12 protein-coding genes are annotated in these 15,659 nt (G+C 64.3%); 3 read left to right on the forward strand and 9 right to left on the reverse strand.

Annotated features, from left to right (window positions below):
* Positions 1 to 11: 11 nt before the first annotated feature.
* Both P0D73_RS32820 and P0D73_RS32825 read right to left on the reverse strand, forming a co-directional pair.
* Positions 12 to 1,916, reverse strand: coding sequence for a propionate--CoA ligase (locus P0D73_RS32820; protein ID WP_408434593.1), 1,905 nt, complete (start codon positions 1,914 to 1,916; stop codon positions 12 to 14).
* 266 nt (positions 1,917 to 2,182) lie between these two features.
* Positions 2,183 to 3,445, reverse strand: a complete 1,263-nt coding sequence (locus P0D73_RS32825) for an MFS transporter (RefSeq protein ID WP_132373673.1) — start codon at positions 3,443 to 3,445, stop codon at positions 2,183 to 2,185.
* A gap of 501 nt (positions 3,446 to 3,946) precedes the next feature.
* Between P0D73_RS32825 and P0D73_RS32830 the strand changes: the two genes are divergently transcribed.
* Positions 3,947 to 5,620 carry a methyl-accepting chemotaxis protein gene (locus P0D73_RS32830; RefSeq protein ID WP_408292365.1) on the forward strand — a complete coding sequence of 558 codons (1,674 nt, stop codon included), beginning with the start codon at positions 3,947 to 3,949 and terminating at the stop codon, positions 5,618 to 5,620.
* Between the two features lie 49 nt (positions 5,621 to 5,669).
* Here P0D73_RS32830 and P0D73_RS32835 read toward each other — a convergent pair whose 3' ends face one another.
* The 5 genes from P0D73_RS32835 to P0D73_RS32855 all read right to left on the reverse strand — a co-directional run bounded on the left by P0D73_RS32835 (position 5,670) and on the right by P0D73_RS32855 (position 12,308).
* A complete protein-coding gene (locus P0D73_RS32835) occupies positions 5,670 to 6,734 on the reverse strand; it encodes an NHL repeat-containing protein (protein ID WP_408434597.1) in 1,065 nt (354 codons plus the stop codon).
* Positions 6,735 to 7,279: 545 nt separating this feature from the next.
* The gene (locus P0D73_RS32840) at positions 7,280 to 8,155 is read right to left on the reverse strand and encodes an efflux RND transporter periplasmic adaptor subunit (protein WP_408180620.1); all 876 of its coding nucleotides are present in this window, start codon (positions 8,153 to 8,155) and stop codon (positions 7,280 to 7,282) included.
* A gap of 13 nt (positions 8,156 to 8,168) precedes the next feature.
* Complete coding sequence (locus tag P0D73_RS32845; RefSeq protein ID WP_012433767.1) at positions 8,169 to 8,369, reverse strand: DUF1656 domain-containing protein; 201 nt, start codon at positions 8,367 to 8,369, stop codon at positions 8,169 to 8,171.
* Complete coding sequence (locus P0D73_RS32850) at positions 8,359 to 10,569, reverse strand: FUSC family protein (RefSeq protein ID WP_408434600.1); 2,211 nt, start codon at positions 10,567 to 10,569, stop codon at positions 8,359 to 8,361. Before P0D73_RS32850 ends, P0D73_RS32845 begins: the two co-directional genes overlap by 11 nt.
* 2 nt (positions 10,570 to 10,571) lie before the next feature.
* A complete protein-coding gene (locus tag P0D73_RS32855) occupies positions 10,572 to 12,308 on the reverse strand; it encodes an efflux transporter outer membrane subunit (RefSeq protein ID WP_408434603.1) in 1,737 nt (578 codons plus the stop codon).
* Between the two features lie 155 nt (positions 12,309 to 12,463).
* Here P0D73_RS32855 and P0D73_RS32860 point away from each other — a divergent pair, with 155 nt between their 5' ends.
* The gene (locus P0D73_RS32860) at positions 12,464 to 13,402 is read left to right on the forward strand and encodes a LysR family transcriptional regulator (protein ID WP_132373679.1); all 939 of its coding nucleotides are present in this window, start codon (positions 12,464 to 12,466) and stop codon (positions 13,400 to 13,402) included.
* A gap of 220 nt (positions 13,403 to 13,622) precedes the next feature.
* Positions 13,623 to 13,781 carry a hypothetical protein gene (locus tag P0D73_RS32865; protein WP_165923807.1) on the forward strand — a complete coding sequence of 53 codons (159 nt, stop codon included), beginning with the start codon at positions 13,623 to 13,625 and terminating at the stop codon, positions 13,779 to 13,781.
* 95 nt (positions 13,782 to 13,876) lie between these two features.
* Here the strand turns inward: P0D73_RS32865 and P0D73_RS32870 are convergent, their stop codons facing one another.
* Positions 13,877 to 14,599 (reverse strand): SOS response-associated peptidase, encoded by a 723-nt coding sequence (locus P0D73_RS32870; RefSeq protein WP_408434606.1) that lies wholly within the window; start codon positions 14,597 to 14,599, stop codon positions 13,877 to 13,879.
* 208 nt (positions 14,600 to 14,807) lie between these two features.
* Positions 14,808 to 15,614, reverse strand: a complete 807-nt coding sequence (locus P0D73_RS32875; RefSeq protein WP_408434609.1) for a metallophosphoesterase — start codon at positions 15,612 to 15,614, stop codon at positions 14,808 to 14,810.
* Positions 15,615 to 15,659: the final 45 nt, after the last annotated feature.

The following is a 15,659-nucleotide window of genomic DNA, read 5'->3' on the forward strand; positions in this document are numbered from 1 at the left end:
CACTTTGTACACTACTTCTCCCCACCGTCACTCAACGCCTCGCGCACCTGCTGCAACGCCGCCGGATCTTCAATGGTCGGCAGATCGCCTGGCTCGCGTCCTTCCGCGAGCGCCGCGATCGCGCGGCGCAGCAACTTGCCGGAGCGCGTCTTCGGCAGCATCGACACCACCACGACCCGTGACGGCCGCGCAATCGCACCAAGCTGGCGATCCACCGTCGCCGTGAGTTCGGCTTCCAGCTTGCTGCGCTTCTGCTTGTCCGCGTAGGCCTGCGCGTCGCGCAGCACCACGAAGGCCATCGCCGCCTGCCCCTTCAACGGATCCGTCACGCCGACCACCGCCACTTCCGCAACGGCTGTGTGGCTCGACAACGCTTCCTCGATCTCGCGCGTGCCGAGCCGGTGTCCGGCGACATTGATCACGTCATCCGTACGGCCGAGGATCGTCACGTAGCCGTCCTCGTCCTGCACGCCCCAGTCGAAGGTCGAATAGACCTGCTGGTTCGGAATGCTCGACCAGTACGTGCTGACGAAACGCTTGTCGTCGCCCCATACCGTCGACATGCAGCCCGGCGGCAGCGGATAGTCCAGCGTGAGCACGCCCTTTTCGCCGGGCGGGCAGGGCTCGCCGCTCAGTTCGTTGCGCAAGGTCAGATTGAACCCGGCCGACGGCACGCCCGGCGAGCCGAGCTTGGTGGGCAGCGCCTCGACGCCGCGCGGGATCGCCAGCATCGGCCAGCCGGTCTCGGTCTGCCAGTAGTTGTCGATCACCGGCTTGCCGAGCGCGCCGGCGATCCACGCGGCGGTCGGTTCGTCGAGCGGTTCGCCGGCGAGGAACAGCGCGCGCAGGCTCGACAGATCGGCTTTCTTCAGCAGCGCCGGATCCTGCTTTTTCAGCACGCGTAAGGCGGTCGGCGCGGTGAACATCAGATTGATCCGGTGATGGGCGACGAGGCGCCACCAGATGCCGCCGTCCGGACGGATCGGCGTGCCTTCGTACATGACGGTGGTGAGACCGGCGATCAGCGGCGCGTAGACGATATAGCTGTGGCCGACCACCCAGCCCACGTCCGACGCGGTGAACATCACGTCGCCCGCCTTGCCCTGAAAGATGTGTTCCATCGATGCCGCCAGCGCGACCGCGTAGCCGCCGACGTCGCGTTGCACGCCCTTCGGCTTACCGGTCGTGCCCGATGTGTACAGCACGTAGGACGGCTCGTTCGATTCGAGCCACTCGCACGGCACGTGGGCGTCGAAGAACTGTTCGCGCAGTGGTTCGTAGGCGACGAGATAACTGGCGTTGAGCCGCTCGGGCGCGAGTTGCCGGTCGATCAGCAAGACGTGCGGCGTTTTGTGCTTCGCGCGGGCGAGCGCTTCGTCCATCAGCGGCGTGTAGTCGATCACCTTGCCGCCGCGCGCGCCGGCGTCGGCGGTGACGATCAGCACGGGCTTCGCGTCGTCGATGCGGGCCGCGAGATTCGGCGCCGCGAAGCCGCCGAACACCACCGAGTGAATCGCGCCGAGGCGCGCGCAGGCGAGCATCGCGAACAGGGCCTCGGGGATCATCGGCAGATAGAGCAGCACCACGTCGCCGCGCTTCACGCCGAGCGAGCGCATGACCGCGGCCATCCGATTGATCTCGCCGTAAAGCTCGGCGTAGGTGTAGCGGCGCTCGATGCCGGTTTCCGTCGAGACATACACCAGCGCGTTCTGCTGCGCGCGCTCGGCCAGATGACGGTCCACCGCGTTATGGCACAGGTTCGTGCGGCCGCCGACGAACCAGCGCGCGAACGGCGGATTCGACCGGTCGAGCACCGTGTCGAACGGTGTTTGCCAATGGATGCGCCGTGCCTCGTCGCGCCAGAATGCTTCGGGGTTTTCGATCGAACGGCGGTGGAAGTCGCGATAGCTTGTCATCTGCGGCGATCCTTCTGCTGCGTGAGTGAACGGATGTCGGGTCGTGCGGCCGCGTGACGCGGCGCGAGAGCAGGGCGTGTGTCCGCACAAGCATAGAGCAGGCGTGGCTCGGCGGACAACGCGGGTTCACCATGAGCGATGCGGGGTGCCGTCCGGCGCGGCGATGAGCCGCGCTCCGCACACGCCGCGCTCGCCAGGTTCGCGCAAAGACAAAGAAAAAGGCGCCGAAGCGCCTTTCTCTCATCAGACCCGCGATCGTACGGCCATCACGCCTTCGCGCGCTTCCCTTCTACATCCGGCAGGAACACCGTCAGCACGCCGATCAGCGGCAGGAACGAGCAGACCTTGTACACGTACGTGATGCTGGTGGCGTCGGCCAATTGCCCGAGGACCGCCGCGCCGATCCCGCCCAAGCCGAACGCAAAGCCGAAGAAGAGGCCCGCGACCATGCCCACCTTGCCGGGGATCAACTCCTGCGCGTACACGAGGATCGCCGAGAACGCCGAAGCCAGCACCACGCCGATGATCACCGTCAGCACGCCGGTCCAGAACAGGTTGGCGTACGGCAGCAGCAGCGTGAACGGCGCCACGCCGAGAATCGACACCCAGATCACGTACTTGCGGCCGATCTTGTCGCCGATCGGGCCGCCGATCATCGTGCCCGCCGCGACGGCCGCGAGGAACACGAACAGATGGACCTGCGCCGCCTGCACCGGCAGATGGAACTTGTCGATCAGATAGAACGTGAAGTAGCTGTTGATGCTGGCGAGATAGAAATACTTCGAGAACACCAGCAGGATCAGCACGCCCATCGCGAACATGACCTTGTTGCGCGACAGCGTGGCGTGACCGGCGACGCTGCGCGCCTTCTTCACCGACGGATGCTGCTTGTACCAGCGGCCGATCTGCGTGAGCACGACGATCGCGACGAGCGCCGCCACCGAGAACCACGCGATGCTGCGCTGGCCGTGCGGAATCACGATCAATGCGGCGAGCAGCGGCCCGAGCGACGAACCCGCATTGCCGCCCACCTGGAACAGCGACTGCGCCAGCCCGTGCCGCCCGCCCGACGCCATGCGCGCAACCCGCGACGATTCCGGATGGAACACCGACGAACCGCAGCCGACCAGCGCCGCCGCCACCAGCAGCACGCCGAAGTTGGGCGCGACCGACATCAGCAGCAGACCCGCGAGCGTGAAGCCCATGCCGACGGGCAGCGAATAGGGCTTCGGATGCTTGTCCGTATAAGTGCCGACGAGCGGCTGCAGCAGCGACGCGGTGATCTGGTAAGTCAGCGTGATCAGGCCGATCTGGCCGAACGACAACGAGAAGTTGTCTTTCAGCATCGGGTAGATCGCCAGGATCAACGACTGGATCATGTCGTTGAGCAGGTGCGAGAAGCTGATCGCGCCGAGCACGGAGTACACCGTGCGCTGCACTTTGGCGGCGGGTTGCGCGGCAGTGGCCGCGCCGGTTCCCGTTCCGGCTGGCGCGCCGGCGAGGGCGCTTTTATCGAGGCTCGTTTCCATACGCTAGATGAGAGAGAAGAAAGAGGGATCTGAAGCCGCCGGGCGCTGTTCCAGTGACGTTTTCGGCGCTGCGGCATTTCGACGCGGCATTTTTGCGTCGTCAACTATTTGTCGAAGTTTAATGTGGCCTGACCGAATTGTAAGGACAAGTTTTGTCGCGAATCGGACATGCGCTGCTGATAAGGGCCAGAGACGCTGCGCCGAAACCGGGAACCGCGCGCACCTCGACGGTGCCGGAAACGTGCGTGCTGCCACGGCCACGCGCGGCTGGCAAGTCATCTGATATATCCCGACCCGCGATTTTTGGCCGTGTATAAAACGGTCGCGGGCGCGCGGCTTACAAAGCGGCGCGTCGAGGACCGGGCGACACATGTGGCGAAAGCGGCCGGCATTTCGCGAGCGACGTTAAAGATCGCGGACGTTCTTGCCGTAGACCCGGAGAGATAAGAAGCAATGCCGGAACCGACCTTTCCGGCAGTTCTAAACGTGGGGACGGGGAATATGAAAGCAGTTTCGCTGGGCAGCCAGACGGGCGCGGGATTCGTACCGGAGGGAGAAGCGGCGGGCAAGCCGCCGCGTGGCCAGAGCAGCCGCTCGCGGGCGGTGAGGCTCAAGGGTTTGTCGGTGAAGGCGATGTTGCGCCTCGCGTTTGCCGTGCTGCTGATCGGCACGCTATTGATCGGCGTGTTTTCGCTGACCCAGATCAGCCGTCTGAACGCGTCCACCCAATCCATCTACGATCAGGGGCACGTCGCCAGCCGCGCCGCGGAAGAAGCGCGCGGCCACATGCTGCGCGCGAGCCGCGCGCAAAAAATGCTGCTCACCGCGACCACCGCGAAAGAGCGCGACGAACTCGGCACCGACATCGAGGCGGGCCTGAGCGGTCTTGCCGCGCAACTCGGCACGCTGCAACAGTACGTCGACACGTCCGACGCGAAGGCCGTCGATCAGCAGAAGAAATTCGCCGCTGCCGTGACGGTGTGGAGCGGACATCTGCGCGACTTCGTGACGCTCGTGAAAGCGCAGCCGCTCGATTTATCGCAAATGAACTGGCAGGTCGGCACGCAGGACGTGTCGATGCTGGTCGAAACCGGCAAGCTGGAAAAAATGGTCGACGAACTCGTCGCGCAGCGCGGCACGGCGGCGAAGGCGACCATCGAGGCGTCGGGCTTCATTTACCACTCGTCGTTCGTGATGATCGCGGTGGCGACGCTCGGGCTGATCGTGCTCGCGTTCGGCATCAGCGAGTGGGTGGTGCGGCGGCTTGCCGGCCAGCTCGGCGGCGAGCCGGCGTATGCGAAGGAAATTGCCAGCCGGATCGCGGCGGGTGATCTGTCGGTCGAGATCGCGCTGGGTCGCAAGGACAAGTCGAGCATGCTGTTCGCGCTGCACGACATGCAAAGCGGGCTCGCGACGACGGTCGCCGATATCGCGTCCAGCGCGGACGCGATTGCGACGGCGTCGGGTGAGATTTCGATGGGCAATCTGGACCTGTCGCAGCGCACCGAGCAGCAGGCGATGGCGCTCGAACGCACGGCTAGCAGCATGGAGCAGTTGACCTCGACGGTTCGCCAGAACGCCGATAACGCGAAGCAGGCGAGCACGCTGGCCAACAACGCGTCGGAGATCGCGGAGAAGGGCGGCGCCGTGGTGAGCCGCGTGGTCGCGACGATGAACGATATCAACGATAGCGCGCGCAGTATCGGCGACATTATTGGCGTGATCGAAGGGATCGCGTTTCAGACCAATATTCTTGCTTTGAATGCGGCGGTTGAGGCGGCGCGGGCTGGTGAGGAAGGGCGTGGTTTTTCAGTCGTGGCCGCTGAGGTGCGCAATCTGGCTCAGCGCAGTGCTGCGGCGGCGAAGGAGATCAAGGGGTTGATCAGCACGTCGGTGGAGCGAGTGAGCAATGGCTCGACCCTGGCTCAGGACGCCGGACAGACTATGGATGAGGTCGTCAAGGCGGTGAAGCGGGTGACCGACATCATGGGCGAGATTTCGGCGGCTTCTTCCGAGCAGAGCGCCGGGATCGAGGAGATCAATCTCGCGGTGACACAAATGGATTCCGGGACGCAGCAGAATGCGGCGTTGGTGGAGCAGGCGACCGCTGCTGCCAGGTCGTTGGACGATCAGGCGCGGGGTTTGAAGACGATGGTTGGGAAGTTCAGGTTGTAAGGGAAGGTCGCGCGCGGCTTTTCGTCGCGCGGCCCACCCTTTTAGACATTCAGAATGTGATCTTGAAAACCTGCGCACCTAGGCCACGCGTGCCGACATACAGATTGCCGGCGCTGTCAGTGGTCATGGACGTAATGAAGTCGGTCGAGTTGCTGAATGGGTAGGACACCATGCTGCCGTTGGCCGCAATCCGGTAGATGATTTGCACGCCCGCGGCGTAGACGTTGCCCTGGCTGTCCACCGCAATTGCACTACTGGCATTCGACAGCTTGCTCGCCACGGTCGTCACGGTGCCATCCGGCGCAATCTTGCGGACCGCGTCGAGACTTTTTACATAAAGGTCACCGCTGCTGTCGATCGCAAGATCGGGCGTTCCGTTGAATGAGAACGTCGCCGCGCTACCCACTCCGTCAACATTGCCACTCGTACCGCTGCCGGCCAGAACCGTCCATGTGTTGCCGGCCAGATTGAACTTCACGATGCGGTTGTTTGCGGTATCGGCAAGAAACAGGTTTCCTTTGTTGTCCGCGACGAGGCCGCCTCCGCCAATGAGGCCGGAACTGGCGGTGGCCCAGTTTGCGAATAGTTGCTGGTAGACGCCCGACGCCGTCAGTTCGCTGAGCGATCCGCCCAATGTGAACGGCGATGTGGAAGTAAGCGTGGTGTTGCCTGAACCGTAGATGTTGCCGGCGGCATCGATTGCGACGCCGTCCCACTCGGCTGCGGACGATAGTGTGGTGACCACGCCGGACTGCGTGACTCGCCGCAGGGCTAGCCGGTCGGAGAGGACGATGTCGCCCGAAGCGTTCACGGTGAGATGGCCGCCTCCCCAGAGAACCGCGGCTTCGCCGGTTCCATCGACGGGGGACAGGTTTGTTGTGGCGGAGCCGGCCATGCTGACAGCCGTCAAGGCGGAGGTGGTAATGCCGTTACCCGTTGCCTGCGCGGTTGTCACGAGATTGTTTGCCGGACCCGTTGCATTCGCGGGCACAGTGACCTGCGCGCCAGTCTGTGTGTAGATGGTATTCGACGTTCCGCCGATCGTGACTACGTCGCCGTTTGGCGACGATACAATCGTGCCGGCGGGAACCTGCACCGACATGTTTGCTGTCATGGTTCGGCTGGCGCCTGCCGCCAGCGTGGTCGGGGCTGCATTGGCGCTGCTCTCGGTATTGCCTGAAGAAGTTGTTCCGGCGCTGCCCCCGCAAGCACTTAACACGACGGACAGACCTAGTACGAAAACCCCGCGTGACACTTTCTGCATTTTTATATTGCCCTTTCAAATCGTCGCGGGCCGTCGAGGAGCGGCATTGGCGACAGTCGAACCGTGAGGAGCTCAGTAGCCCAGCCGGTAACAGCGCGAACACACGAAGACATCAGGGTTTATGCATGCGCTTTCGTACGCTTCGCAGCAGTGGCCTAGGGCAAGTCGCCGACGAGACTGAGTTTTCATTTTTATCAAGCCTTCAACGACTTGCCTGGCCCGCGATTGAAGGGCCGGCAATGAGGGCGCGCACATCTTAGCGTCACTGCGACCGGCGAGCCACATTTTCTTGCGCACCGGTCGAGTGTCTTCATTTCAGCCGTAATACGCGTGTCGGCAGGGGCGTGCCACCATGCCGCAAATCCCGCCGGTCATGCGCGCAACGACAAAACCGCTCAGCTCGACTTACCAGCCGATGGCGTCACCACAACCGTACAAGTAATCCCCGCGGCCAACACCACGTCATCCGGCACAGAATCAATCCTCACCCGCACGGGAACGCGCTGCGCGAGACGCACCCAGTTGAAAGTCGGATTCACATCGGCCAGCAGTTCACGACTTTCGGGATTGTCGCGATCATAGATACCGCGAGAAATACTTTCGACGTGCCCTTGCAACGTGCCACCGCTCATCAGTCGAACCTCGGCCTTATCACCAATACGCACATGAGGAAGCTTGGTCTCCTCAAAATACCCATAAACCCAGAACGAGTGACTATCGACAATAGCCAGCTTAGCCGCCCCGGCAGTCGCATAATCCCCACGAAACACGCTGAGGTTAGTGACATACCCATCAACCGGCGACACAACCCGTGTCCTCGAAAGATTCAATTTAGCCGCATCCAGAGCAGCCAAAGCCTGCTGATAAGAAGCCTCCGCGGCCGAAGCCGTATGCGTTGCATTCTCACGGCTCTCCTTGGACACAACCAAAGCATCCATATCCGCCCGCCGCTGCGCATCATCGCGCTTCATCTGCAACTCGGCCTTTCGCGCAGCCACCGCAGCCTGCGCCTGCTCGACCGCAATCTCATAGTGCGAGGGATCGATCTGCATCAACAGATCGCCTTTCTTCACCAGTTGATTGTCCTTCACAGGCAGATCGACAACCGCGCCAGAAACATCGGGCGCGACATTCACGATCTCGGCGCGCACGCGCCCATCGCGCGTCCACGGTTCGTCCATGTAATGAACCCACAACACGCGTCCAATCAAAATCGCGACGATAAAAATAACGGCTGTCGCGACGAAGCCCACAATATTTCGGATGGTCATGTTTCGACTCTGATCAACGATAAACGGCGAGACCCAGCACGCCGCACACACACACGAGCAAGCTGGCCCGGAACAAGGACGGATGCCACACCACGCGATACACGCCCGTATAGGCGATCACGCGGTCCAACACCCAGGTAAGCGCGGCGCCCGCGATGAACAGCAGCACGATGGCCGGCACGTAGGCGTCGAAAACGGCGATATCACGTGGCATGACGAACTCCTTCTGACACGTCGGCACGTCCGCTCATCAGCGGTTCAAGCGGCGATTGCGGATCGAGCAGCGCGGTACGAATGAAATGCAGTTGACTCAAAATGCGTTGCAGTCGATGCCGCTCTTCACGCGGCGGCGTGAAGGTGGCGAGCATCTGCTGAACGGCGGCGATGGCGTCGGTGGTCGCGGCGAGCGCGCGGTCGAAGCGGTCTTCACGCGGCCGCTCGAATAGCGCGGCCAGCGCGTCGCGCATCGCACGTAACGCGACGCGCCACGGCATCGAGTTCGCGTAGCGCGCGTCGGCGGGCAGCGCCGCTATTTCGCGGCGCAAGTCGATCATCGCGTTGCCCACTTCGAGCACCGAGAAGAGCCAGCGCAACGTGTCGCGTTTGAGCTCGGGTTCGTTCTGCGCGAGCGCGTTGATCTGGAACATCAGATCGCGCGCGCCGCTTTCAAAGCGCGAACGCACCCGGCGCATGCCCGCGCGGCTCGCCAGCACGACCTGGCGCCGCAGATCCACCAGTAGGCGGTTACGCAGCCACGGCGTCGAAGGCGGCAGCAACACCGCGAACGCGATCGACGACACCAGGATCGACAGCACGAGCGCCAGCGCATCGTTCATGAAGGCGCTCGGGTCGTAGTGAATCACGTTGTCCGGGCCGGCCAGGAAACAGAAGAAGATGCAGTAGCCGACACCGTAGCCAGCCAGCGCGGGCCGCGTCGTCATGAACACGCCGAGCAGCAGGAACGGCGTGAGCGCGGCGCACAGCAGCGGGAAGCCGTCGATGTGCGGAAACACGCCGTACACCGCGATCATGCCCATCACCGTGGCGACCAGCGTGCCGGCCGCCATCTGGAACGCGGTGCGCTTCGGATTCGGCGACGACGACGCCAGCGCGCAAATGGCCGCGGCATTCAGCGTCAAGGTCGAACCGCTCGGCCACGCGGTCGCGATCCAGAAGGCGCCGAGCGCCATCATCACGATGGCGGCGCGCACACCCGCGACGCCCGCGGCAAGCGCGTTCGTCTTCGGTTCGTAACGTTCGATCCAGCGCTCGCGCTCGTGCGTATCGACCGCGAGCGACGCGTACGTGGCGGCATAAGCATGCAGATCGTCGATGAAGCGGTACAGCAGTTCGGCGCCGGTGTCGAAGTCGAGCAGCGGCGTCTCGGGGTACGCTTCCAGCTGCGCGCGTGTCGCGCGCACGCGTTTGGGCAACTCGGTTTTGTAGGCTTCGAGTTGCGCGGCGGCGTGCGCGGCGTCGGCGGCACTCAGCACGGGTTCGCCGGATTTCGCGAGCAGCGGGGCGATTTCCTTGAAGTACGGCTCGAGTGCGTCGATCGCAGTGGCCGCGCCGCTCGTGTGCGTGTTGCGCAAGCGGTTCATCAACTGATGCAACGCGTGAAAGCGCGTCGACGCGGTCATGAACTCGCTGTTCAGACGCGCGAGACGGCCGCCGCGCATGCGCGAATCGGGGCCTTCGAACACAGCCACGCTGCGGGCCGCTTCGAAACCGACGATGTCGGCGACAAAGCGCGCGTTGGTCGCTTCGATCTGCGCGCGGTCGTTGCGGCCGGCGAGCGACGCCGACACATACTCGACGAACGCCGAGAAACGCGCGCGCACGGTGCTACGCATCTGCAAGCCGGCGAACTGCGGAAACACGAGGCCGCTCACCGCGCCCGCGCAGACGATGCCGACCACCACTTCGGCCACCCGCGTGAGCGCGCTCAGAAACGCGCCGTCCGGATGTTGCGAAGCGGGGATGCCGATCAGCGCGGCGGTGTAGCCGGCCAGCACGAAGCCGTACGACCGGAAATTGCGGTTGCGCGCGGCGCCCGCGGTGCAGATGCCGACCCAGATCGCGGTCGTGACGATAAACAGTTCCGGCTGCTGCGCGAACAGCCCGATCAAGGCGAGCATCACGACGAGACCGACCAGCGTGCCGCAGATCCGGTAGAAGCTCTTCGCGAACACCATGCCGCTTTGCGGCTGCATCACGATGAACACGGTGGTCATCGCGGTGCGCGGCTGCGGCAGGTCGAGCTTCATCGCGACGCCGAGCGCGAGGAAGCAGGCGGCGAGCGCTTTGAAGAGGTAGATCCAGGTGAGGCCGTCGTTGCGCGCCCAGTCGGCGGCGGCCGCGTATAACGCGGCGAACGACGCCGGGCGCGAGGCGGAAGAAGAGGACGCGGACATGGTCAGCTTCCTGACTTGGCCGACGGGGCAGCGGTGGACGGAACAGAAGTGGCCGCTGCCGCACTCATTCTGCTAGCGTTCGCACCGTTGGCAGCAGCGGGCGACGGTTTCACGACGCTCGGCCCGGCATTCCGTGCGCGGTCTGTGTCAGCGGTGGCCGGTGCGGCTTTCTCCAGGCGGCTAGCCGACTCGGCTTTTGCCGTCGCGTTCGCGGGCGCGGCTCCAGCGTTCGAACCCGCCGCTGCAGCTTTGCCCTTCCCATGCGCCGGCAGCGTCTCATTCGCCTGCGGACCGTTAGCCGGATCGTCGAGCCCGCCGCCCAGCGCCGTGACCAGCGACGCATGCGCGCCCAGCCGCTCGGCCTGAATCTTCGCGACGCCTTCCTGCGCGCGCAGCAACTGGTTTTGCGCGATCAGCACGTTCAGGTAGTCGGTCAGTCCGCGCCGGTAACCTTCGCGCGACAGGTCGTAGTTCTTGCGGGCCGCCGCGACCGAACGGTCGGCGTCGTCGGCCTGAGTGGCGAGCGAGCGGATGCGGATCACCTGATCGGAAATGTCCTTGAGCGCGCCGACAATCGACTGGTTATAACCATCGACGGCTTCGTCATAGCCGGCCGACGCCGCACCGAGTTGCGAACGCAGCCGTCCGCCGTCGAGGATCGGCAGCGACAGCGCCGGCCCCGCGCTCCAGCTATGCGACGGATTCTTCAGAAACTGGAACAGCGGCCCCATCGCCGCATAACCGCCGATCGACGCCAGCAGGTTGATGTCCGGATAGAAGTCCGCTTTGGCCACGTCGATGCCGCGCGCTTGCGCCGCGACGGTCCAGCGCGCCGCGACCACGTCCGGCCGATGGCCGATCAGGTCTGCGGGCAAGGCGCTCGGCAGGCCGGCCGGCGCGTTCAGCGAAAGCGTCGGGCGCTGGATCGAATCGCCCGCGCCTGGACCCTTGCCGGCCAGCGCGGCCAGCTGATTGCGGCCGAGCGCGATCTTTTCTTCGATTTCGTCGATCTGGCGTTCATATTCCGGCAGCGGCGTTTCGGCCTGGCTCACTTCGAGTTGCGTGCCGATGCCGCCTTTCAGACGCCGGTTGGCCAGATCCACGATCTGCTGCTGTTGCTGCAAGGTGGCTTTGGCGATGTCGAGCAGCGCATAGTTCATCGACATCTCGATGTACGTGCGCACCACGTTGCCTTCCAGTTCGAGCTGGGCGGCGCGTGCATCCGCCGCGCTCGCGTGGGCGGCGTCGAGCGCGCGCTCGGCGGCGTTCTTGTCCTTGCCCCAGATGTCGAGGTGATACGACAGGCCGAGCGTGCCGGTGTTGTTCCACGATTGCTCGCCGGCCAGCGGCCCCGGGCCGTAGTAGAGGTTGTCGGCCCACTTCTGGCGCTGGATCGACAGGCTGCCGTTGACTTGCGGCGACAACGCCGAACGGGCGACACCCGCCATCGACATGGCTTCGCGCACGCGCGCCTGGGCGGCCGCGAGGCTTGGATTGCCCGCCTGCGCATCTTCGATCCACTGGTTCAGTTGCGGATCGTTATAGGCACGCCACCAGTCGACGGCCGGCCATTGGGCGTCCGCATTGGCGGCGCGGATCGCGTTGCCCGCGTCGAGCGAAGCGGGCTCGATTCCGCTTGCTTGCGGCGCGACGCCTCCGGTACTGGCGCAGCCGGCGATTGTTAATAGGATCGTAAGAACCGCGGCTGCGGCGACCCCTTTCTGTACCGGAGACTGCACGATTTCCTCCAAAAATGATTATAGAAGCATGTGCGCCATTATATTTTTTGATTGATTGGGGAATAACCGGTAAAGATGCAAGGCATTTTTACGGGATATGAGACAATCGCCTTTGCGAATCGTGTAACAATCGCTTCCGATCACAAGGAAAAGTTATGGATACGCTTCAAAACATGCGCGTATTTGTCCGCGTCGTCGAAGCGGGCAGCTTCACGGGCGCCGCGCAGCATCTGAACACGACCACGGCCTACGCGTCGCGCGCGGTATCTGATCTGGAAGCGCATCTGCGCACGCGCCTCCTGAACCGCACGACGCGCCGCATCGCGCTGACCGAGGCCGGCGAGCGTTATTTGCAGCGCTGTGAGCAGATTCTCGCGTACGTGGATCAGGCGGAAGCCGAGGCGAGCGACGCCCACGCCCGCCCGTCCGGCAAGCTGAAAGTCCACGCCATGACGAGCTTTGGCCAGCACTATGTGGTGCCGGCCGTCGGCCGCTATCAGGACCGCTACCCGGACGTGCATATCGAACTGACGCTCGCGCAGCGCATGCCCGATCTGCTCGACGAAGGTTTCGACGTGTCGCTCACGCTCGCCACCGGTCTGCCGGATTCGGGGCTGGTGTCGCAGCGGTTGGGCAGCGCGTTCAGCATTGCGTGCGCGTCGCCTGCGTATCTGGAGCGGCACGGCGTGCCGCAAACGCCGGCCGACCTCTCGCGCCATGCGTGTCTGCAAATGGTCACGCCGGTGTTCCCGACCGACAAATGGACCTTCGACGGCCCAAACGGCGAGGAAACCATCGCGCTCGGCGCGACCACGTTCCAGGTGAACGTGGCCGAAGCCATGGCGGTGGCGGTGTCGAGCGGCATGGGCGTCGGGCTGATTCCGATCTACTCGGCAATTAGCGGTTTGCGAAGCGGCGAACTGGTGTGGCTGCTGCCGGAATACACGTCGCAGGAAATGAATCTGTACGCGTTGTACCCGTCCCGGCAGTATCTGGACGCCAAGATCCGCACGTGGGTCGAGTTCCTGCGTGAGGAACTACCTGTCACGCTGGCCGCGGATCAGGAGGAATTGCGCGAGTTCGCGCGAACCTGACACCGCGCCGTGCGGGCTTTCCGGCGATGGCCAACGGGCTGCCGCCAGTCGGCACGGGCCACTGTTACATAAGTGCCGCGTCGCAACATTTCCTTACTTCTCCCGCGCGGTCGATTTGCTAACGTGTCGTTCATGCGCTGCGGTATTGCACCGGACGCGCGCAGTTCGCCGCCGTTCGGCAAATCGCTACACATCGCAACGACAGAAGGACGAGGGATTCATGGATACGCATCTGATGATCGGCGTGGCCGTCATGTTGGGCTTGATCGGGATCGCCGCATCGCGCGATCTGCTCCGCCGCCTGCGCGAACAGCAGCCGCAACTGGTGCCGGTCAAGGTCGAGCGCCCGGATTTGCAGGGGCAGCGGCGCGATCGCTGAGGATTGGCGTGGCGCCGCCTTGGCGGGCGGCCTGTTTTCCGTTCTTGGGGCGTAGCGGGTGACTCACGTTCCGCGCTCACGTTTGTCGCTCAAATTCAGTTCACTGCTGCAATCAGACCCGGCTCGTCATTGAGCGTGCGGTCCACGTCGTGGCTCACCCGATGCCAGCGAAAGCGCCCGGCGGCCAAGCCCGCGCTGCGCGTCAACTGCTCGAGTTCGTCGAGCGCGAGTGTCGGGTCCAGCCAGCGCCGCGCCGCGTCCGGCGCGAATGCCAGCGGACGGCGGTCGTGCACGTCGACGAGGCCCGCGTCGGCGATGGCCGTCACGATCACCATTCCCATGCCTTCCATTTGCGGCTCGGTGCCGCGCACGCTCGAGAGCGCCGCGAGATACATGGGCGAGTCGCTCTTCAGATGCACGAAGTAGGGCTGGCGAATCGGCGGCTCGTCTAGTCTGTCTTTGCTGTCCGCGATGGTGGTCACGGACGCGGTTTCCGTGCGCCACTCGAACCAGCCGTCCGCCGGCACCAATACCCGTCCGGTTTTCCACAGTTCCTTGAAGTAGCGCCCGTTCGGCGCGGCGTCCGCGCGCGCGTTGATCGTCTGCGGCAGATGTTGTTCGCGTGCCCAGTCCGGGCAATAACCCCAGTGGACCGCGTGTACCGTCTGATCCGGATAGATGGCGAGCGGGTGGGTGCCGGGCGCGAGGTTGTAGCCGGGACGGCGGTCGACGGCATCGAAGAGCATGAGTGGATCGGCGAGGCCGAGGTGCTCGGCGTAGAGATGCGGATCGCGATACTGGCTGATTCGACCACACATGAGCGACCTCCGGAGGCGACCGGCCTGGGTTTCGACAACCGCGGTTGGATGGCCGCGGTTCGACAACCTCGACAGCGTAGTGCCTGCCGTGCCGGCCCGCTACCCAGATCGGCCCCTAGCCGACCGACCCGGCCGAGCGACCCGCGCCGATCGACCCTAGCCGAAGCCGACTCAAGCCAAAGCCAATCCAACCCACCTCAAGTGCCCGCTAGATCTCGACAACCTTATCCCACGCGAAAAGCGGATTTTCCAGCAAGCCGGTGCGCCGGTCGAGATAGCCGCGCGGATTGCAGACCACGCGCGTGCCATTCACGTTGTAGTCGAACGGCGTATGCGTGTGCCCATGAATCCACAGCGCGACAGGCGGGCCCACGAGGTCCGGCAAGTGATTGACGAAGCCCGCCGACACGAGGTCTTCCGCATAACGCTCGGCGAGACTCAGCCGATGCGGCGCGTGGTGCGTGACGACGATCGTCTTGCCGCCGAACGGCTTGGCGAGTTCGCCTTCCAGCCAGGCGCGTGCTTGCCGGTGCAGCGCGAGGGAGTCGTCGGGCGTGAAATCGCGCGTGGCGTCGTGGGTGTCATGCGGCCAGTTCATCTGGATCAGCCCGCGGAAATCGAGCATGACCTTGCGCGACGCCTCGATCGATTCGGCGAGCGTGTCCGGGTCGTTCCCGTACAACGCGAAGTCGGTCCACAAGGTCGTGCCGAGCACGCGCCACCTGCCTTGCGGGTCGACCAGCGCGGCGTTGTTCAGCACGTGCACGTTATCGACCTGCGCGGCCGCGTCGTAGAGCGCGGCGTCAAGCGCGCTGAACTCGCCGTCGTAGTACTCGTGGTTGCCGGGCACGTAGACCACCGGCACGGTGCCGTCGAAAGTCTGCGCGGCCCAGCGCGGTCCGGCCGCGTGATTGTGAATGTCGCCGGCCAGCACGATCAGATCCGCCTGCGCATGCGGGATCAGCTCGGGCTCGTCGTTCTCCAGATGCAGATCGGACAGCACTCGAATCTTCACGACCACGACTCCTGGAAGTGGCTCCGCAAGGGAGCGCGGAGCATC

Origin of the sequence: Paraburkholderia sp. RL18-101-BIB-B (genome assembly GCF_046026985.1) — a bacterium.
Lineage (GTDB): Bacteria > Pseudomonadota > Gammaproteobacteria > Burkholderiales > Burkholderiaceae > Paraburkholderia.